Below are 22805 nucleotides of genomic sequence, written 5' to 3' on the forward strand. Positions count from 1 at the left end.
AAGTGATGAAGAAAATAAATACCTGTACCATAGAACATTCAAAAATAACCTTTGACGGAAATCTTATTTTTGAAAGCCCAAGCGAAACCTTTCAGGAATTTGCCAAAGAAGCCTATAAAAGTTTAGACCTCAGCTATCCAAAGTTTCATAAAATGGATCATTTGAGTAAACTGGCTTTTCTTTCCGCTGAAACCATTTTGAAAGATGAAGACCACAGCAGAACAGCCATTGTTTTTGCCAACAGATCGTCCAGTCTGGATACGGATTTCAAATATCAGGAAAGCATCAACGATCAGGATAATTTCTATCCGAGTCCTGCCGTTTTTGTGTATACTTTACCCAATATTTGTGCAGGTGAAATCAGCATTAAACACAAAATGCAGACAGAAAATGCTTTTTTCGTACTGGATGATTTTGATGAAGAATTTTTGAATGACTATTCTGAACAGATTCTTCTATCCGGAAAAGCTGACAAAGTATTGTGTGGCTGGGTGGAATTGTATCAGGAAAATTACAAAGCTTTTGTATATTTGCTCACATTATAATTTAACAATGTACCAATCTGATAATGTACCAATGCTAAAGGCAATAACAACCATTGGTCAACTGGCACATTGATATATTGTACATTAAAATACTATTTATGGAAAACTTAAAAACAGAATTGAAACACAAAATTATCGAAGTTCTTAACCTTGAAGATGTATCTGTAGAAGAGATCAAAGATACTGACCCACTGTTCGGAGGTGGATTAGGATTAGATTCTATCGACGCTTTGGAACTGATCGTTCTTCTTGATAAAGACTATGGAATAAAATTAGCAGATCCTAAAAAAGGAAAAGAGATTTTCCAATCTATCGATACGATGGCAAAATTCATCGAGGACAACAGAACAAAATAAATTAATATAAAAATCTAACAGTGTAACAATGTAGCAATTATTGGTAAATTATCCGATTGATACATTGTTACATTATTGAATACCATGAGTCAAAAAATTGCCATAACGGGAATGGGCATCATTTCCTCCATCGGAAACAATGTGGAGGAAAATTTTATTTCATTGCAATCCGGAAAACATGGAATTTCAGATATCGAAATGTTTGAAACCCGTCATGCCGGAGCCATTAAAACGGGTGAAATAAAATTATCCAATGAAGAACTTGTACAACAGCTTCAGCTTGATGAAGACAATAACGTAACAAGAACTTCTTTATTGGGAATGATCGCTGCAAAGGAAGCTGTAGAAAGTGCAGGAATTTCAGATATCAATGGTTATAGAACCGGCTTGATTTCTTCTACCAGTGTAGGCGGAATGGATATCACTGAAAAATACTTCTACTCTTACGAAGACTTCCCTGAAAAGCAAAAGTATATTGACGCACACGATGCCGGAAATTCCTCATTGGCGATTGCCGGTTATCTGGGATTAAAAGGAATGGTTTCTACCATTAGTACAGCCTGCTCATCAGCAGCCAATGCGATTATGATGGGCGCAAAGCTCATCAAAAACGGAGTTTTGGACCGTGTTATTGTAGGGGGAACAGATTCTCTTTCAAAATTTACTTTGAACGGATTCAATACGCTGATGATTCTTACGGATTCCTACAACACTCCTTTTGACAACAACAGAAAAGGGCTGAATCTTGGGGAAGCTGCGGCTTTCTTAGTCCTTGAATCTGAAGAAATGGTCAAAAAAGAAAACAAAAAGGTTCTCGCTTATCTTTCCGGATATGGAAATGCTAATGATGCCCACCATCAGACCGCATCTTCGGAAAACGGACAGGGCGCATTTTTAGCAATGCAGCAAGCCCTGAAAATTTCCGGTTTGGAAAAAGAGCATATAGATTATATCAACGTTCACGGAACAGCTACTCCTAACAACGATTTATCTGAGGGAATTGCCATGATAAGAATCTTCGGAGAAAACCAGGTCCCTGAATTCAGCTCCACAAAAGCATTTACAGGACATACTTTGGCCGCAGCAGCAGGAATTGAAGCCGTATTTTCAATTCTAGCCATGCAAAACAGTGTGATTTTCCCGAACCTGAATTTTAAAACAAAAATGGAAGAGTTTGACCTTACTCCTGTTACCGAATTGAAAGAGAAAAACATCAATCATGTGCTTTCCAATTCATTTGGATTTGGAGGAAACTGTTCCACCTTAATTTTCTCAAAATCATGAGTGCAGTATACATCAACAGTGCATCCTGTATCTCGGTTCAGGACACTTTAAACGACAATATTCTTCAAAACCTTACTGTTAAAAATTCTTCAAACATCATTAAAGCGATAGAACCTAATTACAAAGAGTTCATTCCGCCTGCGATGATCAGAAGAATGTCTAAAACCGTAAAAATGAGCTCCGTAGCATCTCACTACGCATTGAAGGAAGCTGAAATTGAAAAACCGGATGCTATCATTGTAGGAACCGGAATGGGCTGCTCTCAGGATTCTGAAAAGTTCCTAAAAAACGTGATTGATAATCATGAAGAGTTCCTTACGCCTACCTTTTTCATCCAGTCTACTCACAATACGGTAGCAGGACAGATTGCTCTGGGATTACAGTGTCATGCTTACAACTTCACGTATGTAAATACTTCTTCTTCACTGGAGTTTTCGTTACTGGACGCTCAGCTTCAGATCAATGACGGAGAAGCAGAAAATGTTCTGGTAGGTTCTACAGACGAACAGACGGACAGAACCATGGAACTTTACTGCTTAAATAATACGATCAAAAAAGAAGCAGATCTTCCTGCAGATTATTTGAATTCTAATACCAATGGCGTAATCTGGGGCGAAGGAGCCAGCTTTTTTGTAATTGGAAAAGATAAGACCGAAAACTCTTACGCTAAGCTTAAGAATATCCAGATCAGCAACAAGGTTGAATTGAATGAAGTAAAGGATTTTATCCAGAATTTCCTGGTTCAAAACAATCTTTCCACTCATGATATTGATGCGGTTATTTTAGGATTCAGTGGAGATGCACAATCAGATATGTACTATACAAAAGCAATGGAACTGTTTCCTGATTCAGCACAGCTGTATTATAAACATTTGAGTGGAGAATTCAATACAGCAAGTGGTTTTTCAACCTTTATGGCCTGTCATATCCTGAAGGAACAGCAGATCCCGGAAATTATGATGATCAATGCAGAAAAAAAGGAAAGTATAAAGAATATACTTCTTTACAACCATCTGGCGGGTGATGATCACAGCCTGGTGTTATTGGAAAAGGCATAATTGTTGAAATTGAAAATTATACGGTCTATTTGTCATTCAGAGCGAAACGCAGTGAAGCGTGGAATCTAAATTAGAAATTAGTCTGGACTCCTACGGAGTGTGACAATGGTATACAATAAATATTACGACTATAAAACTTGTAATAAAACAATCAGCAATGAAACATTATCCCTTCATCCTATTCTACCTTTTCTGTAACGTTTTTATTTATGCGTTCCACGGAAGTATTTGGGTATATCTGTTTTGTTTTTTTGCTTTTTCTGCAGTAGTTGTCTGGGGTTCTTTTGACATTGAGCTGGGATATTTTGTGAACAGTATTACTCATAAGCGTACCAGAATAAAAGAAGTGGCTCTTACATTTGATGACGGACCTACTGAATTTACCCCAAAGTTTTTAGACCTGTTTAAAGAACATCAGATAAAAGCAACTTTCTTCTGTATCGGAAAACAGATTGAAAAATACCCTGAGACGTTTCAGAGAATCATTGCAGAGGGACATACCATAGGAAATCATACGTTATCACATTCCAATTCTACAGGATTTTTATCGACTTCAAAAATGATTACAGAGATTGAAAAGTGTGATAAGATCATGAAAAACGTGGGAAATATTAAGACCAATCTCTACAGACCGCCGTTCGGAGTGACGAACCCTAATATTGCAAAAGCAATCAAAAAAACCAATAAAGTAAGCATCGGGTGGAATGTCCGGTCATTGGACACCATCATTGATGACGAAAAGAAAATCTACAACAGAGTGACCAAAGGTCTGAAAAATGGGAGTATTATTCTTCTTCATGACACTTCGGAAAAGACCTTTCGGGTGCTGACCAATTTATTAGTATTTTTGAAGGATAAAAAATATTCAACCTTTACTGTTGATACAGTGATAAATTCAAATAGAAATGATTAAAAATATAGTTTTCGGAGTATTCTTACTGGTTTCAGGATTCTTTTTTGCGCAAAACACAGCAATGTCAGGAGCTGAAGCCAAAGCATTTGTATCGAAGGTTTCTTCAGACACAAAAGAAATTAAAACGTTACAGAGCGATTTTACCCAGACCAAAAAAATGGATTTCCTTGATAAAAGCATTGTCACCTATGGGAAAATGTCTTTGCAGACGCCCAATATGCTGAGCTGGAAGTACACTAAACCGTATCAGTACAGTATTGTTTTTAAAAGCAATAAAATCTTCATCAATGATCAGGGAAAAAAATCTTCTGTAGATGCGAAAAGCAAAACATTTGAAAAAATCAATAAACTTATTGTAGGAAGTTCGAATGGAACCATGTTTAATGATCCTGAGTTTACCGTTACCTATTTTAAGAACGGAAATTACAATGTGGCAAAGTTTATCCCAAAGACTTCTCAGTTGCTGAAATATATTAAACAGATTGAACTGTTTTTCCCTAAAAACCAGTCGACAGTTTCACAGGTCAATATGACGGAGTCTTCCGGGGATACTACGAATATTGTTTTCAAAAATACCAAGATCAATGCTTCCATTCCTGCGTCAGAGTTTTCTTTATAGCCTGATTCTGATCTTGGCTGTTTCCTGTAAAACATACCAGTTAACAGAAGCAAAACCTGTTTCTTCTTCTGAAAAGATGGTTGAAAATTTATACTTTTCGTCCACTGAAGATTATGTATACAAATGCCAGATGGACATTTATAAAAACCATGTGAGTGGAATTCTGATCATCAAAAAACTGAATGAAACAACGCACCGTGTCGCCTTAACTTCTGATTTCGGGAATAAACTGATAGATTTTGAAGTCTCTGATAATGATTTCAGACTGAATTATGTACTTCCTGATCTGGATAAAAAAATAGTGATCAACTTTCTAAAAAATGACTTTCAGCAGCTTCTGAAAAGAAAATATCCGGTCAGTGAAAGTTTTGAAAATAAAAATGCTAAAATCTACCTTTCAAAAATCGATAAGAAGAGCTATTATCTGTTCTTCAGCAAAGAAAATGGCTTACTGAAAGAGATTGTTTACACGAAAAATAACAAAGAGAAAATCGATTTCACTTTTGATGCAAAAAAACCTATCTTCGCGGATAGCTTAAATCTACAGCACAAAGACTTTAAGATCAATATAAAACTATTTCAAATAACCGAAACAGAATAAGAACTGTACAGCCTACAAGTATTATTTTCAAACCAAAGTGTAGTGTACATTTAATCTTAAAAAATAAGATCATGCAGACCATTCTTACAGACTTTTATACTTTAACATCATACGATAAGACAGAAGACGGAAAATTTACCGCTCATATTCACCTGAATAAAGACCACGAGATTTTTAAAGGTCATTTTCCTGGAAATCCGGTAACTCCCGGTGTTTGTATGATGCAAATTATTAAGGAACTGACTGAGGAATTTACAGGTTCAAAGTTATTTCTGAAAACAGCTTCCAATGTAAAGTTCATGGCGATTATCAATCCTTTTGAAACCCCTGATCTGGTACTTCAACTGGATATTGCTGAAAATGAAGAAGATGTTAAAGTAAAAAACACAACTTCTTTTGGCGAGACTATTGCATTGAAATTGTCTGTAAGCTATAAAAAAATATCGTCATGAAACTAATCTTATCATTCATAGCAGCATTTGTTTTTTTCTTTCAATCTGATCTTGAAACGCTGAGAAACAGCTATGCTAAGGCGAATGAATCCACTACCAATACTGCGAGCTTTATTGAGACTGCGGAAAAACAATCCGGCTCTGATGCCGTAACTGTAGGATACAAGGCCGCAGCAAAGATTATGGAGGCCAAAATTGCCAAAAGCAACAGAAAAGCTCTGGTAAAGACAGGTGCTACAAGTCTTGAAGGCATTATTAAAAGTAATCCTAACAATGCAGAACTTCGTCTGATCAGAATGAGTGTTCAGGAAAATATTCCAAAGATCGTAGGATACCGCGGGAGCCTGAAGGATGATAAAGCTTTCCTGCTGAATAATTACAGCAAACAGAATACAGCTCTGAAGGGCTATATCAAAAGGTTTGCAATGCAATCTAAAACCATGACAGAGGCGGAAAAAGCCACTTTAAAATAAAAAAATGTTTCTTGCTGAAGTACAAAATGCTATTTCTGAAAAGAAGATATGCGTTTTAATCCCTACCTACAATAATGAAAAAACCCTGAAGAGGGTTATTGACGGCGTTCTGGACTACACCGAAAGTATTATCGTGGTCAATGATGGTTCTACAGATTCCACGCCTCAGGTTCTTGCTCAATATCCTCAGATCACTGTAATTTCCTTACCGGAGAATAAAGGAAAAGGAAACGGCCTAAAAACGGGTTTCAGAGCAGCAAAGAAATCAGGATATCATTACGCCATCACCATTGATTCGGATGGTCAGCATTATCCGGATGATATTCCTGTATTTGTAGAAGCTCTTCTTCAGGAAAAAGAGGAAGTTCTTCTGATCGGAAACAGAAATATGTCTCAGGATGGAATTCCTAAGAAAAGCAGTTTCGGAAACCGTTTTTCCAATTTCTGGTTTTGGTTTGAAACCGGTATCAGGCTTGAAGATACACAGTCCGGCTACAGACTTTATCCTTTGCATAAAATTCCAAAGAAATATTTTACCCCAAAGTTTGAATTTGAAATAGAAATTATTGTAAGAACTGCATGGAGGCATGTTCCGGTAAAAAATGTTCCAATCAAGGTTTTATATGATCCGGTGGAGCGGGTTTCCCATTTCAGACCTTTCAAAGATTTCACAAGAATCAGTATTCTGAATACAATTCTGGTAACGATTACTCTATTTTATATTATTCCGAGAAATTTCGTGAATAATTTCAAAAAAAAAAGCTTTAAAAGATTCATACAGGAAGATGTCTTAGAAAGTGACGGAAGTAACCGAACAAAAGCATTTTCCATAGCACTGGGCGTTTTTATAGGACTTTCTCCTTTCTGGGGATTCCAGACTCTTCTGGTGATCAGTTTATCTGTACTTTTTAAGCTTAATAAAGTCCTTGCATTTGTAGCTTCCAATGTGAGTCTTCCTCCTTTTATCCCTTTCATTATTGCCGCTTCTCTGTTTCTGGGAGCTCCCTTTGTAAGTGGAAACAGCGATATTCTAAGTCAGGATTTAAATTTCGAACTGATCAAGAACAATCTTTTGCAATATGTGATTGGTAGTTTTATCTTAAGTATTACACTTTCGGCCATTGCAGGAGTGACCTCTTTTCTGTTTCTGAATAAGGTAAGCCCGGAAAACAATTAAAAAAAGCCCGGAACAAAGTTCCAGGCCTATCACAATGAATTATTATTTTCTATTTTACACGGAATACATTATTGCAGAATAAACTGAACCAAATCTTTTAAAAACTGTTCATCCACTTTTCCTTTTGTTTCATAATCTTTTGGAGATGGTTTTCCGGAACCTGCAATAAATAAGTGACTTAATGCAGGATAAAACTTAAATACAGCAGTCTTATCATTTTTCAATGTTTCTTTCCAAAGGCTGAAATCTTTCTCAGTTACCTGATAATCTCTTCCCCCTTGTGCAAAAAACATCGGAGCTTTTATTTTTTTAACTTCGTTAAGCTGATTGTAATCCTTCAAATACTTCCAATATGCGGCAGACTGGCCCAAAGGAAGCTCTGATGAAGGAGAATGTAAGTTAAATTGGGATGAGTTTAAAAAAGCAGCCTGCTTTTTAATTTCCTGAACAGCTTCAGCTGGAACTTTAGCCGGGTCAATCGTATGAAGGTATTCATATTGCTCAACAAGCAGGTCTTGCAGCGGTCTCGCATTCCCGGCCATAAAAACATATTTTGAAACCTGTGCCTTTTCTGCAATTTTAGGCATCATATATGCTCCCTGGCTATGCCCAAGAATGATAATCTGGTATCCTTTGTAATCAGCATTATTTTTAAAATAAAGAGCTGCGTTTACAGCATCATTGATGGTTTCTTCTTCTACAGTAGACTTTTCCGTGAATGCTTCAGGGTGGGAATAGGTTCTTTTATCATATCGATAGGAAGCAATTCCGTTGTTTAAAAGATATTCTGCAATGTCTTTAAACGGCTTGTTTTCTCCAATGGTTTCATCTCTGTCATGAGGTCCGGAGCCGTGAACGAAAATAACCAATCTCTTTTTATTGTTGGAAGGTGGAATTAATAATGTTCCTTTCAGCTCAATAGCATCACTTTTTATTTTCAGTGTGGTTTTCTCATCTCTTTTTTCAAATGTTTTGTGAGGAACTAAGAAGAAACCCAGCAATTTATTATTCTCATTAAAAGTAAGCTGAATATCCAGTTTTTCCTTTTCAAATTCAGAATAGTAATAATAGGTGTTTCCTTCGTTATTTACTTCAAGGATATTTTTAAGTCCTCCAATCTGCCCCTGAAGTTGTTGCGGAATCGCTTTGAGCTGTTCCACCGGAATTTGTCCCGCTACGGTAGGATCAAAATAAGCATGTGCTTTTTCCATATTTTTATCAACCAGCAAGGCTTTAATGAAAGTATTTCCGATCTCTTTTCTGTCCTGAGAAAATGATAACAGAGCGAATGCGGTAAAGAATAAGGTTAAAAGTTTTTTCATAATCAATTATTTAAAGACCACATCAGCGAATGATAGTGGTGTCATCATTATGGTAACAAATATCGAAATAATAACCAGGGCGAGCTGGGTGATATGGTATATTTTTTCTCTTTCCTCCTCATTGATTTCAAAAGTAAATTTTATTTTATCAGGCCTTCTAATGATCAACCAGATAAATAAAAGAACAGCGAGATTCATCAGTACAGGAAACACAAGAAAGATTTTGCTTCCATAATTGTCTTTCATACTTCCGTACCCGTGAATAGTGATGGTGTCAGGTATTGAGCTGTAAACGGTGCACAAATACAAAGAATAACAGATAATAATAACAAAAGGAATACAGAACAGCAGTTTTATATATTTGGGGATCATTTCAGTTTCTTTAAAGTTTTCTTCAGGTATTTTTCAACATTTTTTCTGTCCGGAACTGTTGTAATTTCTTTCGTCAATGCTTTCTCAAACTCCATTTTTGCCTTTGAATATTCTTTTTTGCTAAAATAATACTTTCCTGATTGATAATAGACCAGCCAAAAATCGGGATTCATAGCCTGATACGATGGGATAATATCATCTGTCAACAGCGCGTTTTTATCATCAGCGGCCTCATTGATTTCTTTACCGTACATTTTGGACAGTTCATAGTTTTGAAATTCTTCAGAATCTGCGAACGGATCTCTTGCAATATTCAGTTCTGTTTTCGCCAGCAGACTTTGCGATAATGGCTTACCGGAAAAAATCTCATTCAGGTCATAGCAAACAAATTCTCCAAGCTGATAAGGATTGGAAGAAACCCAAACCAGTTTTTTCTGAGGCGAAAATATAACGGCATGGTGAGCCAATAGCTGATTGAGTGCTTTTTCATTTCCATAACCGATACTTTCATCTTTTAAGCCGGACTTATTTCTTAAAATGGAAGCCATCTTTTCGGGAGTGATCTTCTTTTCTTTCTGCAAAAGCTCCTGAAGTTTTTCATAACGGTATTCTGAATGGCTTTCTTCAATCTGCTTCTGATTTCTTTTGTCATCTTTATAAGCTTCAGACTGAAAATGATTGGTACAAAGCACTCTGCTTGTATTTTGTACTCTATATACCCCGAAATTTTTAGGTGAAACTTCAATGATTACCGCATTTTTATCAGCCGCACTTCCCACAAGGATAGATTCCGAAACAAATACCTTTCGTTTTTTAGCAATGGCAATGGCTTCTTCTATATTTTTTGCATACTGTAAAATCTCTCTTGTAACCAGGGAAATAGGAGTCTTTGCCGTTAAAGGAATTTTTGATTTTCCGGCATTAATGGTCACGGTAATTCCTTCTTTATTCATTCCTGAAACTACACCTATCATTCCGGGCCAGCTTACCGATATATAGGGAATTCCTTCTTCGGGTTGCACAAACTCTACCAATTTATTTTTAGCAAAATCGTCTCCCACATAAAAGTCGAAATTCCTTCCAATCAACAAGTCTCCGTCTTCAGTATTTTCATTCCATACAGCAAGAGATGTACAGCCTACCATGGCAAGATCCTGCATGGCATGCCCGATATCATGAGCACCGTGCAGGTAAAGGTTTCTTAAATATTTAGGAGCAATAAAGTCATACTGATCGGATGAATATCGTGACAAGCCAAATAATTCTGCCTGATAATCTTCTCTTACATTGAGGTACATTTTTCTGTTGTACCATTTTAAAAAACCTCTTAACAGCCCTTGTCTGAATTTTGATGGCACAAAACCCTCCACTTTTGAAAAGAAAATGTTCTCCTGCTTCTGCATTAAGTTTTGGGTCAATGCTCCGCTATTATATCCAAGCTGCAAAGGATTTCCTTTAATATAGAGTTCCCAGAGCTGCTGTTTATTTTTGGTAAGATAATTCTGATTGTAGCTGAAGGTACTGTCATTGATCTGGTTTACTTTCGGGATCTCCAGAGCATATTGTTTTACATCGGGAATATGTTTGATAGACTTTGAGATTCCGCAGGATGTGAGGAAAACACAAAAAGTGAGATAAAGTAAAGTTCTTTTACAGGATGAATAAATGGTTTTAGTTTTTTTCACTTTAGTTTTTATTAATCATTTGGGTCAGCCGCATGTCTATCGTTTCTTTTCCGATAATTTCAGCACAGGTGTTAAAAGCTCCGATAGTAACGCCTAAGATGCCATGCATATTCACGGATTGTCCGGTCAGAAAAAGATTGTCAATTTTGGTACGGGGAGAAACCATCGTTTTAAGAGGATTCTCCGAGCTTTTCATATATCCATACATATTTCCTTCACAATTTCCGATATAGTCCCGATAAGATAAAGGAGAGGAAGTATAGAGTGTTTTAATGGCATGCCTTAGATTCGGAATTTTCTTTTCCAGAGCATCAAGCATTTTTTCTGTTTTTTCAAGCTTAAATCTTTCATAAGCATTTCCTCTTTCATGTTCATCGGCAACGGTATTGAAGGTATTCTCCCATTCTTTAACCTCATCAAAATCCATATACGATATCGCCGTCAGACTTTCTGCGAATTCAGGATGACGTTTCGAAGGTGTAGAAGAAAGCATAAACGTTTCCGGCCACGATTCTTTCCGGTATTGGAATGCATTCCAAACCTGTTCTTCAGAGGAGTAGTGATATCTGTTATAATTAAAATTCGGAAGATAATGAGGCTTTAAAACAAGATAAATACTAAAGCACGATGAAACCGGCTTCCAGCTTAAAACCCTGTTCAGAAAAGATTTCTTAAGTCTTTCTTCACCAATAAGTTTAATGGTGGAACGGATTTCTATATTTGAAATAAATTGTTTGGCAGTGTATTCTTTTCCTTTTTTTGTTTTAACAGAGGTCAGTGTATTATTTTCATTAAAAACAAATTCTGAAACTTCGGAGTGCTTGTGTACTTCGGCTCCATATTCCCGGAGTTTTCTGATTAAAAGTTTAGAGATCTGACTTCCTCCTTTCACACATTTGTAAGCACTTTGGATATAAGAATTTACCGTCAGAGCATGTACATAAAAGGGAACATTCTCCGAGTCTCCGGCATATAAAAAGTTGGAACCCAGTAAAACTGACTGCAATTTTTTATTCTGAGTAACAGATTCAATGAATCTTTTGGTATTTAGATGCAGGATTTCCTCGTTGTAATTGTCTTTTCCCACCACATGATATCTGGGAAACTGGCTGCATACATACTGAATTTCTTCGCAATAGTTTTCAAGGTTTTCTTTTTCTTCGGGAAAATACTTTGAAAGCTGTTCAACAAAATTCTGATAGCCCTGTGCATGAGGATATTCTATTTCATCTTCTCCGAAACTGATTCTGTCATAGCCGTCTTCATCCATCAACTGAAGTTCAAGATCATCCATAATTTCCAGATAGGAAAAGAACTGGTTAAGATTCTGTCCTTTGGATAAACCTCCAAGATAATGGACTCCGGTATCAAAAATAAGCTTATCTCTTGAAAAGGTCTGCAGATTTCCCCCATACTGGTTATTTTTCTCCAGAACGCATACTTTCTGACCTTCTTTCGCCAAAATAAGAGCTGAAACAAGGCCTCCCAATCCGCTGCCGATTACAAGTATGTCGTATTCTTTCTTCAAAAGAAAATGTGCTTTTAATAATTAAGAAACAGGGAATTTAAGATATTTAAAGTTTACTTCAGTAAAGTAAGCATAGAAATTTTATGAGTTCTCTTAAATCTCGGTAAATCTTAATGGTTTTTTAGTTTTTATTCGTTTTTACGGGATAAAAATAGAAAAATTAATCAACATCATCCCAAAAATCAAAATAATTAAACCATTGAAGCGGGTATTTTTTCACCATAGTTTCAAGATTTTGCACATAAGACTGTAAAAGTCCCTGTGAATCACGATTTTTGATATTCTGGGCAACTCTTGCATACAGATGGTAATGAAGATTATTCTCTTTCATCACATAAACATATACTACGGGAACGCCTAACCTTGAGGCGATCAAAAATGGGCCAGCAGGAAATTTTGCACTTTTTCCCAGCAGTTCTGCCTCCAGATATTTGGACCCTTCGAAATAACGGTCTCCGGTAAAGCAGATGAGTTCATTATTGGACAAAGCCTGATTGATCTCAAAGATATGAGACATGTCCTCCTTCACGTAAATAAACTTGATATTACTCTTTTTTACCGCAACACTTTCCAGATATTCCTTGATCACGGTCACTTCCTGATCTGTTGTAACCAGATTGATCTGGCAGTCGAAGTCGATATCTGCAAAAAAGTGTTCCGCAATTTCAAAATTACCAATATGGGCACTGATGAGTACACCTCCTTTTTTAGCAGCTAAAAGATTTCTGAGGTTTTCAATACCGTCAAATTCATAGGTATATTTTTCTCTGAGTCCGGCAGAAATCGCAGTTTTATCAATCAGAACTTTTCCGAAGGTAAAATAGCTTTTAAAGATGGAAGCTTTGGATTTCCAGTATCCATAGTTCAGTCTTTTCTGAAAATAATAAAGAATGTATTGATTGCTTTTCTTCTGAAACAGGGAGTAGTAGGCCGCCACAAAATACAGCACACCATATGAACTTCTGATCCCGATATTTCTAATACACCAGACGAATATTCTGTATCCGAGTACTGTTCCTTTAGATTTACCTTTCCACTTGTTCATATCTAGAATTTAATATAACAGAGAGCCAATGTAATAATACCTTTTTGAAGTGTCCGTTACCGGATCACTGCGATATTGTTACATTGGCACATTTTATAGAATAAAGAATTACTCAATAACTACGCGTTTTTTTCAGCAATCTTATGTTCAATCGTTGTATAGAAATCATCAAATGTTACCATTTTTTTGAAATCTGCTTCTCCTAATTTCACCCCGAAATTGGATTCAATCACGACTACCATGTCGATATAATCTAAGCTGTCTAAGCCCAGTGTATTTTTAAGGTTGGCATCGTTACTGATTTCGTCTCCGTCTACCTCGAATTCGTTGACAAGAAAATCATTAACAATAGCAACAATTTTTTCCCTTTCCATGTTTTTAATCAAATTTTTTAACTATTAGTGCAGAATTGGTTCCCCCAAACCCAAAAGAATTCGACAAAAATACATCAATTTTTTGATTTTTTGTTTTTGCAACTAAATTTATCTTTTGTGCTTCATTATCAGGGTTTTCCAGATTGATATTGGGAGCCACAAAATCGTTCTGCATCATCAGAATGGAGTAGATCACTTCACTTGCACCTGCCATCCAGCACTCGTGTCCGGTCATAGATTTGGTAGAACTTACCGGAACATCACTGCCGAAAATCTCATAGATGGCTTTCGCTTCGTTGGCATCACCAATTGGAGTAGAAGTTGCATGAGCATTAATATAATCGATGTCTGAAGCTTTTAATCCTGATTGTTTTAAGGCTCTGTCCATTGCCAAAGCCGGCCCGTCTACGTTTGGTGTTGAAATATGACCTCCGTTGGAAGAAAAACCATACCCGATAATCTCTGCAATAATCGGAGCGCCTCTTCTTTGGGCAGATTCCAAGCTTTCAACAATCAGACTGGCTGCTCCGCCACTTGGAATCAATCCGTCTCTATCTGCATCGAAAGGTCTGGATGCTTTTGCAGGCTCATCTTCTCTTGCTGAGAACACTCCCAATCCGTCAAAGCTCGCCATGGAATATTTGTTGGTTTCCTGAGCTCCGCCACAGATAATCATATCCTGGAAACCATTTTTAATCATCATATAAGCCAGTCCTAAAGAATGCGAACCGCTTGCGCATGCTGCGCTGATGGTAAGATTGATTCCTTTCAGTTTAAAAATCGTAGAAAGGTTCATCGTTACCGTTGAATTCATTGATTTGAAAATCGCTCCCGATCCCATCAATGTTGTATCTTTCTTTTCCCTTGCAATATCGATAGATTCTACGACTGCCTGAGAAACACTGTCATTTCCGTATAAGATCCCCACTTCATGAGCATCCAAGAATTCTTCATCTAGATTTGCCTGTTTTAAAGCATCAAGCGTAGCAAGATAAGCATATTCGCTTTCTTCTCCCATACTGACACGCTGGCGTCTGTTTAAAAGATTTTTCAGATCAGGCTTTGGAACTACTCCTGTGAGGCCAGACCTGAAACCAAATTCTTTTCTGTCCTGATCTAAAACAATACCGGATTTTCCTTGATATAGGGATTCCCTGACCTCTTCTAAAGACGTCCCGATGCAGGAATAAATTCCCATTCCGGTAATTACAACCCTATTTTCCATTTGTTTATATTGAATTTAACAATGTATCAGTCTAGTAATGTAACAATCTTTTCATTGATATCAATCAACATTGGTACACCGGTACATTGGTATATTGTTAGATTATTTATGAATAAATTCCTCCGTTAATATTAATCACTTCACCTGTAATGTAAGAAGATTTTTTAGATGCTAAAAATGCGACAAGATCTGCCACTTCTTCTGCTTCTCCAAATCTGTTGGCAGGAATCATTGCTTTAAGCTCATCTTCATTAAACTCCTGGGTCATATCCGTTTTGATGAAACCCGGTGCAACGGCATTTACCGTAACATTTCTTTTGGCAACTTCCTGTGCAAGGGCTTTTGTAGCACCTACCAAAGCTCCTTTCGCAGCAGAATAATTTGTCTGCCCGGCTGTTCCTTTTACTCCGGATACAGAAACCATATTGATGATTCTTCCGTATTTGTTACGAAGCAGCTTTTGAATAAAGAAATTGGTCACATTGAAGAATCCGTCCAGACTTGTATTGATCACACTATTCCAGTCTTCCTTCTGCATCCACATAAAAAGACCGTCTCTTGTGATTCCGGCATTATTGACGATCACTTCTACCACGGCATCAGGATTTTTCTCCTGCCACTCCGTTAAAACAGCTTGTGTTTCTTCGGTGTTTCCTACATCAAATTTAAGAATTTCTCCGGTAGCACCCAATTCTTCCACTTTAGCCAACGTTTCTTTGGCTGCCGTTTCATTTGAAGCGAAGTTGATAAGGATGTGATAGTTTTTCTCTTCAGCCAGTTTTATACAGATTGCTCTCCCGATTCCTCTGGAGCCTCCTGTTACAATTGCACATTTCATGCGTTAGTGTTTATATCGTTTTTAGTTTTTTAAGTTGATGCTGGAAGCCTTTTTTAAAAGACAATTGATGGCAACCAATAGTTACATTCCTTTCAGATATTTCTTTACTTCCTCCAAATACGGATACATAACCATATCGTCTGAGAAAGCAGGAATAATTTTTCTGATATCATCATACAGTTCTTTTGTAGAGGATGAAACCTTATCCTGGAATCCAAGATATTCAACCGCCTGAATGATGGTAATAGCTTCAATAGCCAAAACTTCAAAGGCATTTTCAATGACTTTTCTACAAATTACAGCAGCGTTTGTTCCCATACTAACGATGTCCTGGTTATCGTTATTGTTTGGAATACTGTGAACATACATAGAATTTGACAACATCTGGCTTTCTGCCGTAGTAGAAGTTGCTGTAAACTGTACACCCTGCATCCCGAAATTGAAACCTAATTTACCTAAATTGACAAAAGGAGGTAGAATTTCGTTGATTTTAGCATTCAGAAGGTAGTTTAGCTGTCTTTCTGCAAGCATGGTAAGTTTGGTTACCACAATTTTAAGCTTGTCCATTTCCAAAGAGATATAATCCCCATGGAAGTTTCCTCCATGATACACATGCTGGTCTTCAACGTTGATAATTGGATTATCATTCGCTGAATTGATCTCATTCTCAAGAACTTTCTCCGTATATTCCAATGTATCCAATACCGGACCTAGAATCTGAGGAACACATCGTAAAGAATAATATTCCTGAACTTTTTCCTTGAATACTTTTTCCTGTTCTTCAAAATGGGTATACAGATGTTCTTCTCTTTTTCTGATCAGTTTACTGTCTGCCAGGTGAGCACGCATTCTTTCTGCCACTTTCTGTTGACCGTAATGTTTCTTAGTTCCGTTCAAGGCTTCTGACAAATGATCATCATAAGCCTGTACAATCTCATTGATGGCACAAGAAAGTCTAAGAGAAATATCAGTAAGCTGATTGGCTTTATAAGCATTTACGATACCGATTCCTGACATTACGGAAGTTCCGTTCATCAATGCAAGACCTTCGCGGATCTCTACTTTGATCGGTTCTAAGCCTTCAACTTCAAAAACTTCTTTGGTAGATTTTCTTTCTCCATTGTAAAAAACTTCTCCTTCTCCAATCAATACCAAAGCCAGGTGAGCCAGCTGAACAAGGTCACCGCTTGCCCCTACTCCTCCATGTTCAAAGATCAACGGGATAATATCTCTGTTGATCAGCTCCTGAAGCAGATAAATAACAGACTGGTGCACTCCTGAATTCCCTAATGATAAGGTATTCAATCTTGCAAGCATACATGCTTTTACTTCTTCTACAGGCAAAGGGTTTCCAATTCCTGAAGAGTGGCTTCTGATCAGGTTATACTGAAGCTGGTGTGTATCTTCATCACTGATTTTAAACTGAGCCATTGGCCCAAAACCGGTGTTCACACCATATATTACTTTATTTTTTGAAAACTCTTTTAAAAACTGAAAACTTTTATCCACTCTTGATAAAAGTGATTCATCCAGTTCTATTTTTTCATTCTCAATGATAATTTTTTGAAAGTCTTTCAGTTCTAAAAAGTTATTTATTTTCATCAATTAAAAGTAATAGTTGATAATTTTGTAAAATATTAATTATTTGTCACTAATTTTGCGGCAAAGATAAAAGTTATTATTAAAATAAAAAATCAAAGATGAGCAAAGAATTTGTTGACGTTCTTGTAATCGGAGCCGGACCCTCCGGATGCGTGTCTTCTTCGTACCTGAAGAACAATAACGTCAGCGTAAAAGTAGTCGAAAAGACAAAATTCCCCAGACTCGTAGTTGGAGAAAGCTTAATTCCAAGGGTAATGGACCACTTTGAGGAGGCCGGACTTTTCCCTGCATTAGATAAAATGGGCTTTGAAAAAAAGCTTGGAGCCCGTTTTCTTCGTGGTGACGAAGTCTGCATTTTTGATTTCAGCAACAAATTCGGGGAAGGCTGGGACTGGACCTGGCAGGTTCCGAGAGCTGATTTTGATAATACGCTTGCTCAGGAAGTCATTAACAAAGGAATCGATCTTGAGTTTGAAACTGAGGTTATAGACATCAAATTTGACGGAACAAATTCTATAACTACGGTAAGAAATAAGGATGGAGAAACAAAAGAGATCCATGCTAAGTTTGTTATCGATTCCAGTGGCTACGGAAGAGTTTTACCTCGCCTGCTTGATCTTGAAAAACCTTCAAAACTATCCCCTCACTCTGCCATTTTCTCTCATGTGAATGATATCAACAGAGAACCGGGAGAGGAAGGAACTTTGATTTCTTTTGACATTATTGAAACAGAAGTATGGCTTTGGGTAATCCCTTTTTCCAACGGAAACACAAGTTTAGGAATTGTAGGTCCTACTGAATATATTGACAAATTATCTGAAAACGGAGATACAACGGAAGCTTTAAGAAAAGCTATTTCTCTTTCTGAATATTATGTAAAACGTTTTGGAAATGTAGATTTCCTTTTTGAACCTAAACATCTGAAAGATTATTCCTGTTCAGTAAAAAGTTTATTCGGAGACGGATTTGCTTTAACAGGAAATGCCTCTGAATTCCTTGATCCGGTTTTTTCTTCAGGAATGGCTTTTGCCACAGAATCCGGAATGCTGGCCGCCAAACTGGCATTAAGACAATTAAACGGAGAAAAAATTGACTGGCAGAGGGAATACACAGACTACATTTTATATGGAGTGGATGTTTTCACCACCTATGTAAAAGAATGGTATACCGGAAATCTTCAGGAATTATTCTTCCATCAACCGGAAAATCCGGACGTAAAGAAAAAGATCTGCGCTGTTTTAGCAGGCTATGTCTGGAATAAAGACAATCCTTTTGTGAGAAAGCATGATACAGTTATTAAAAACCTTGCAAACCTGATCAAGCTGGAAAAACAGGAACAGCAAAATCAAGCATAAAAAAACGGTCTGAAAATTCAGACCGTTTTTGTTATTTTAAAGCATTTTTAATAGCTTTACCCAATTCTTTTCCTGTTTTTTCATATGCAGCAGATATTCTTCCGTATTCCATACGATAACTACCTTTACTTCCTATCCCTTCAATCTTATCACCCTGAACTTTAGTTAAAACTTTAGATGGATTTTCAGTTTCAACAAATATCATTTCTGATGATAATTTAGCAGGCTGTGTTACAAACCCAGTCCATCCGGCGTAGATCCATTTTGTATGCAGTATTAAGGTGTACTTTGCCGAAGCTCCTTTAGTGAATTTTATTTTTTTCGCTTTACCATTTACTCCTTCAATAAACTTATCAAAAAAAACTGATTCCTTATGCTTTTGCCATTCTTCATCCCATTCTTTCCAGGATTGCTCGCCTTTCTTAGCCAATGTCTCTGTTTTTCTTCTTTCAAGATACTGGGCTTCAGTATAATTATCTGCCTGAAAAAGAGGATTTTCAAATTTAAACTGAACATTTACCTCAGTCTGATCTTTCAGAAAGTCAAAATTTCCAGATTCAATATTAATTTTGTCCTGGGCAAAAGTTGCCGTGGTAATGGCTGCAAAAAGCAGCAGAAATAATTTTTTCATAGTGTATTAGTTTTACTATTCAAGCCCCAAAGATATATAAAAAGACCTCTGTTAATTATTCTTTAGGTTTAATTTTATCTTAAGTCAATAAAAGTGATTGGCTTTCTGCTGTTTGGATTAAAAACTGTTTTAGAAAGAACATCAAAATCTATGATTTCAATTTTAGGACTTACTCTCAATTTTGCACGGAAGTGATCTCTCACTTCATTGACAAACCCTTCGTGATCTGCTTCTGTACTAAGTTTAATGATAATCTCATCAAGTCCGATTTTGTTGGACTGAATCACAATCTGGTAGCATAAGATAGTATTAAAATCATTCAAAATATCATTCATAGCAGGAGGATACAGCGTTGTCCCTTTGTATTTGATCATCTGCTGCTTTCTTCCTACAACAGGTCCTAGCCTCATCGTATTTCTTCCGCACTGGCATGGCTCATAGTGGGCTTTTACAAGATCTCCGGTTTTAAACCTCAACAAAGGAATGGCTTCCACTCCCAAAGTCGTAATCGTAAGTTCACCGCTTTCTCCTTCTTTTACAGGGTTTCCTTCATCATCCAGGATTTCTGTAATAATCAATTCCGGATGGTGATGTCCTCCGATCTGGAATTCACACTCTGTAAAAGCAGTGCTCATTTCCGTAGAAGCATAGGTAGAAAAGAGTTTGATGTCCCATTTTTCCTTGATTTTCTGTGAAAGAATATTATCTGTAAAATCCTGATTTTTGATACTTTCTCCAATGCAAACAGCACCATAAACGCCGGAATTTTTATAATCCAACCCGTGTTTTTCAGCGTAATCAATCATTTTCAGTAGAAAAGAAGGTACGGTAATCAAATATTTTGGCTTGTATCTAAAAATAGAATCCCATTGCAGTTCAGGAATTCCCGGTCCCATTCTTACTACGCTTGCCCCCATTTTTCTTAAACCAAGAAAATAAGCAAGCCCAGCCATAAACCTTTTATCTATGGTGGTAATCATCTGCACAACATCTCCTTTCTGAATTCCTGCACAGGCGAAAGATATCGCTTCATTGTACGCAAGCCTTTCCAGATCACTGTCAGACAATCCGAAAGTCACCGGATCTCCCAATGTTCCGGAAGTGGTACTGTAATCCACAATTTTATCCGGTGTTATGCAGAAAAAATCATGATTGTACTGCTGAAGATCATTCTTTGTGGTGGTAGGAATCTTCTGAAGGTCTTCCAAAGTACGAATATCCTCAATAGTAATATTATTTTCTTTGAACAGTTTCTGATAAAACGGCGAATGAGTTTCAAGATACCTCAAAAGCTCATGAAGTTTTTCTTCCTGAAATATTTTGATTTCCTGAATCCCTGCTTTCTCGATTGACGGATGAAATTCCAATGATTTTAATTTTTTAAAAGGCAAATTTATCTAATTAAAATTAAAAGATTTAAAGATTCAAGTATTAAAAGATGAATTATCTCCTAAACGTAAAAGTTTGTGTATTGGTATTCCCGGCAGTATTGATAGTTGTTACTTTTAAAGTATGAGAACCACTTCCTTTAGGACATTTTTCATCAAAAATGTAGACAAAATTATCTTTTACACGGGTAAACCTCAACCATTTGCCATCCAGTTCGGCACGGAATGAAATAATATCACCCACTTTCGTTGTTCCTTTTAAGAGTAATGAACTGCTATTAACTAATGCTCCTTCTGCCCAGCCTGATGAAACGGATGGAAGATTATTGTCAATCAACAATTTTGCGGTACCCAATCTGTTGAATTTCCCTTCTGTCCAATCACCATTCCATTTTACCTTGACAACGGTTTTATCACTGCCATAGTCAAGAAGAATAATGGCTTTATCTTTTTCTGTATTGGTTAATTTTCTATTCGGTTTTATTTTCAAGGTATATTCATCCTGAACGGGAATATATGGATTATGCAAAACAATCGTATTTGAAACTGCATTCGGATCTGTATCAGGTTTTTCATAGGCACTGAAATTTACAGCATCATACATGGCATTTTTACTAAAAGCAATCTCTGTATTTTCTGTGGTAATGATTTTCCCTTGATTAGCCATTATTGTTTTTGCAGTATAAGATATTTTCTCTGAAGTTTTACTTAACTGAACTTTTGTTGTTAAGCGGCTTGTATTTCCTTTGACATCTTTCAGGACAATTTCAATGGCATGAACATTTTCATCCTGAAGTTTGATAATCCCACTTAAGTTTGGAAGACTATAATGCTGCAGTTTCATTCCAGGTAAATCAGACAGGTGCTGGATTCCCATTTTATCTCTTATGAATTTGGTATAATCTATACAACCGTTGATGTATCGGGTATCATCATAGTGGATCTTATCAATTTTAAAACTGTACATCAGATTGCCATCCATAAACAGTTCTGTCTGATAAATACCAAGATTAAATCCTTTGTTGGCTTTATCTACAGCTTTAATGGCAAAACTTATCTCCGGAGAACTCACCTGAACAAGATTAGCCGTATAAGCATTTCCCTCTTTTTTTACGGCAATATTATTTGCTCCTGGTTCATACGTACTGAAACGTCGGTCATACCAATACAATCCGCTAATAATCGGGGCAATATTATCAGGAATAGCAAAGCCAAAAAGTAACGGATTTAAGCATTCCTCTGTTTTGGTATCTCTTATTTCAAAGTGCAGGTGTGGTCCTGCGGAACCTCCGGTATTTCCACTTAAAGCAATCTGTTGTCCTTTCTCCACAGGAAACTGTCCGGGCTGAAAAGTAATATCCTGTTCCCACTTTTCGTCTTTATATTGTTTTTCCTTTACGTATTCATCCAGTTTACTGAAGTATTTATTCAGGTGAGCATATACCGTGGTATAACCATTGGGATGAGTGATGTACACTGCATTTCCAAATCCGTACCGTTCTACTTTTATCCTGCTTACATAACCTTCTGCAGCGGCTAGAACCGGCAGATTTTCCTGGCTGTTGGTTCTCAGATCCAGTCCCATGTGAAAGTGGTTGGTCCGCACAGCACCAAAATTGGCAGCGAGCTGCATGGGAATGTTTAATGGATTTCTGAAATAATTTTGAGGGTAATTATTTTGAGCTTGTACAATGCCTGTGTTGATAAAACAAACAAAAAGCATCAGGTAATAAAAGATTTTCATACAGCATTTGGGTTTAGTAGGTCTACTTAAATGTACAAAATTTCTGCCAATCAGTGCTTCGTACTCTAGCCAAACTTAGAATCAATTTTGTTTTTCTCACCCCATATTTCCCCTGCTGAGTGAAACGTCTTTGCGATCGATCTTACATTATCCATACATCTTTGTGAACTTTGCGTTACCATTAAGTTTTGGCTAAAGCCATAAATAAACTTTATTAT

The 22805-nt window shown here is 36.8% G+C and carries 23 protein-coding genes; 11 read left to right on the top strand and 12 right to left on the bottom strand.

The genetic code is table 11. From position 1 onward, the window contains the following. Positions 1–5 precede the first annotated feature (5 nt). From PZ898_RS13245 to PZ898_RS13290, 10 genes are all read left to right on the top strand, one after another. Positions 6–545: a 3-oxoacyl-ACP synthase gene (locus tag PZ898_RS13245; RefSeq protein WP_277693527.1), complete on the top strand. Its 540-nt coding sequence runs from the start codon at positions 6–8 to the stop codon at positions 543–545. 98 nt (positions 546–643) lie between these two features. Beyond that, positions 644–901 (top strand): phosphopantetheine-binding protein, encoded by a 258-nt coding sequence (locus tag PZ898_RS13250; RefSeq protein ID WP_034692439.1) that lies wholly within the window; start codon positions 644–646, stop codon positions 899–901. A gap of 84 nt (positions 902–985) precedes the next feature. Continuing rightward, complete coding sequence (locus PZ898_RS13255; protein ID WP_277693528.1) at positions 986–2185, top strand: beta-ketoacyl-[acyl-carrier-protein] synthase family protein; 1200 nt, start codon at positions 986–988, stop codon at positions 2183–2185. Further along, a complete protein-coding gene (locus PZ898_RS13260; protein WP_277693529.1) occupies positions 2182–3243 on the top strand; it encodes a beta-ketoacyl synthase N-terminal-like domain-containing protein in 1062 nt (353 codons plus the stop codon). The genes PZ898_RS13255 and PZ898_RS13260 overlap by 4 nt, the downstream gene beginning before the upstream one ends. Positions 3244–3400: 157 nt before the next feature. Continuing rightward, the gene (locus PZ898_RS13265) at positions 3401–4156 is read left to right on the top strand and encodes a polysaccharide deacetylase family protein (RefSeq protein WP_277693530.1); all 756 of its coding nucleotides are present in this window, start codon (positions 3401–3403) and stop codon (positions 4154–4156) included. Then, complete coding sequence (locus PZ898_RS13270; protein WP_277693531.1) at positions 4149–4775, top strand: outer membrane lipoprotein carrier protein LolA; 627 nt, start codon at positions 4149–4151, stop codon at positions 4773–4775. Before PZ898_RS13265 ends, PZ898_RS13270 begins: the two co-directional genes overlap by 8 nt. Next, positions 4741–5376: a hypothetical protein gene (locus tag PZ898_RS13275; RefSeq protein WP_062675957.1), complete on the top strand. Its 636-nt coding sequence runs from the start codon at positions 4741–4743 to the stop codon at positions 5374–5376. Before PZ898_RS13270 ends, PZ898_RS13275 begins: the two co-directional genes overlap by 35 nt. A gap of 71 nt (positions 5377–5447) precedes the next feature. Continuing rightward, on the top strand, positions 5448–5828 hold the full coding sequence (locus PZ898_RS13280; protein WP_120233210.1) for a 3-hydroxyacyl-ACP dehydratase: 381 nt from the start codon (positions 5448–5450) through the stop codon (positions 5826–5828). After that, positions 5825–6301: a hypothetical protein gene (locus PZ898_RS13285; RefSeq protein ID WP_062675959.1), complete on the top strand. Its 477-nt coding sequence runs from the start codon at positions 5825–5827 to the stop codon at positions 6299–6301. The genes PZ898_RS13280 and PZ898_RS13285 overlap by 4 nt, the downstream gene beginning before the upstream one ends. Before the next feature lie 4 nt (positions 6302–6305). After that, positions 6306–7478, top strand: coding sequence for a DUF2062 domain-containing protein (locus PZ898_RS13290; protein ID WP_277693532.1), 1173 nt, complete (start codon positions 6306–6308; stop codon positions 7476–7478). Between the two features lie 68 nt (positions 7479–7546). On the opposite strand, the gene PZ898_RS13295 is transcribed toward PZ898_RS13290, so the two are convergent. The 9 genes from PZ898_RS13295 to PZ898_RS13335 all read right to left on the bottom strand — a co-directional run bounded on the left by PZ898_RS13295 (position 7547) and on the right by PZ898_RS13335 (position 17469). After that, entirely contained in the window at positions 7547–8800 is a 1254-nt protein-coding gene (locus PZ898_RS13295) for a DUF3887 domain-containing protein (RefSeq protein WP_277693533.1), read from the bottom strand. Between the two features lie 6 nt (positions 8801–8806). Continuing rightward, positions 8807–9172: a hypothetical protein gene (locus PZ898_RS13300; protein WP_123277673.1), complete on the bottom strand. Its 366-nt coding sequence runs from the start codon at positions 9170–9172 to the stop codon at positions 8807–8809. After that, on the bottom strand, positions 9169–10839 hold the full coding sequence (locus PZ898_RS13305) for a C45 family peptidase (RefSeq protein ID WP_277695606.1): 1671 nt from the start codon (positions 10837–10839) through the stop codon (positions 9169–9171). The genes PZ898_RS13300 and PZ898_RS13305 overlap by 4 nt, the downstream gene beginning before the upstream one ends. A 19-nt stretch (positions 10840–10858) precedes the next feature. Then, positions 10859–12385 carry an NAD(P)/FAD-dependent oxidoreductase gene (locus PZ898_RS13310; protein ID WP_277693534.1) on the bottom strand — a complete coding sequence of 509 codons (1527 nt, stop codon included), beginning with the start codon at positions 12383–12385 and terminating at the stop codon, positions 10859–10861. A 160-nt stretch (positions 12386–12545) separates the two neighbouring features. Then, on the bottom strand, positions 12546–13430 hold the full coding sequence (locus tag PZ898_RS13315; RefSeq protein WP_120233215.1) for a lipid A biosynthesis acyltransferase: 885 nt from the start codon (positions 13428–13430) through the stop codon (positions 12546–12548). A 119-nt stretch (positions 13431–13549) separates the two neighbouring features. After that, positions 13550–13804 carry a phosphopantetheine-binding protein gene (locus PZ898_RS13320; RefSeq protein WP_034692469.1) on the bottom strand — a complete coding sequence of 85 codons (255 nt, stop codon included), beginning with the start codon at positions 13802–13804 and terminating at the stop codon, positions 13550–13552. Positions 13805–13808: 4 nt separating this feature from the next. Then, entirely contained in the window at positions 13809–15029 is a 1221-nt protein-coding gene (locus tag PZ898_RS13325) for a beta-ketoacyl-[acyl-carrier-protein] synthase family protein (RefSeq protein ID WP_277693535.1), read from the bottom strand. Between the two features lie 106 nt (positions 15030–15135). Continuing rightward, positions 15136–15867 carry a 3-oxoacyl-ACP reductase FabG gene (fabG, locus tag PZ898_RS13330; protein ID WP_277693536.1) on the bottom strand — a complete coding sequence of 244 codons (732 nt, stop codon included), beginning with the start codon at positions 15865–15867 and terminating at the stop codon, positions 15136–15138. An 81-nt stretch (positions 15868–15948) separates the two neighbouring features. After that, the gene (locus PZ898_RS13335) at positions 15949–17469 is read right to left on the bottom strand and encodes an aromatic amino acid ammonia-lyase (RefSeq protein ID WP_277693537.1); all 1521 of its coding nucleotides are present in this window, start codon (positions 17467–17469) and stop codon (positions 15949–15951) included. A gap of 98 nt (positions 17470–17567) precedes the next feature. Here PZ898_RS13335 and PZ898_RS13340 point away from each other — a divergent pair, with 98 nt between their 5' ends. Continuing rightward, positions 17568–18824, top strand: coding sequence for an NAD(P)/FAD-dependent oxidoreductase (locus PZ898_RS13340; protein ID WP_062675968.1), 1257 nt, complete (start codon positions 17568–17570; stop codon positions 18822–18824). Between the two features lie 31 nt (positions 18825–18855). On the opposite strand, the gene PZ898_RS13345 is transcribed toward PZ898_RS13340, so the two are convergent. The 3 genes from PZ898_RS13345 to PZ898_RS13355 form a co-directional block, all read right to left on the bottom strand. Next, complete coding sequence (locus PZ898_RS13345; protein ID WP_062675969.1) at positions 18856–19455, bottom strand: hypothetical protein; 600 nt, start codon at positions 19453–19455, stop codon at positions 18856–18858. A gap of 74 nt (positions 19456–19529) precedes the next feature. Further along, entirely contained in the window at positions 19530–20822 is a 1293-nt protein-coding gene (locus PZ898_RS13350) for an AMP-binding protein (protein WP_277693538.1), read from the bottom strand. A 76-nt stretch (positions 20823–20898) separates the two neighbouring features. Beyond that, the gene (locus PZ898_RS13355) at positions 20899–22587 is read right to left on the bottom strand and encodes a M23 family metallopeptidase (protein ID WP_277693539.1); all 1689 of its coding nucleotides are present in this window, start codon (positions 22585–22587) and stop codon (positions 20899–20901) included. Between the last annotated feature and the right edge of the window lie 218 nt (positions 22588–22805).

The sequence above is a fragment of the Chryseobacterium sp. WX genome, from assembly GCF_029542485.1.
GTDB classification, from domain to species: Bacteria; Bacteroidota; Bacteroidia; order Flavobacteriales; family Weeksellaceae; genus Chryseobacterium; species Chryseobacterium cucumeris.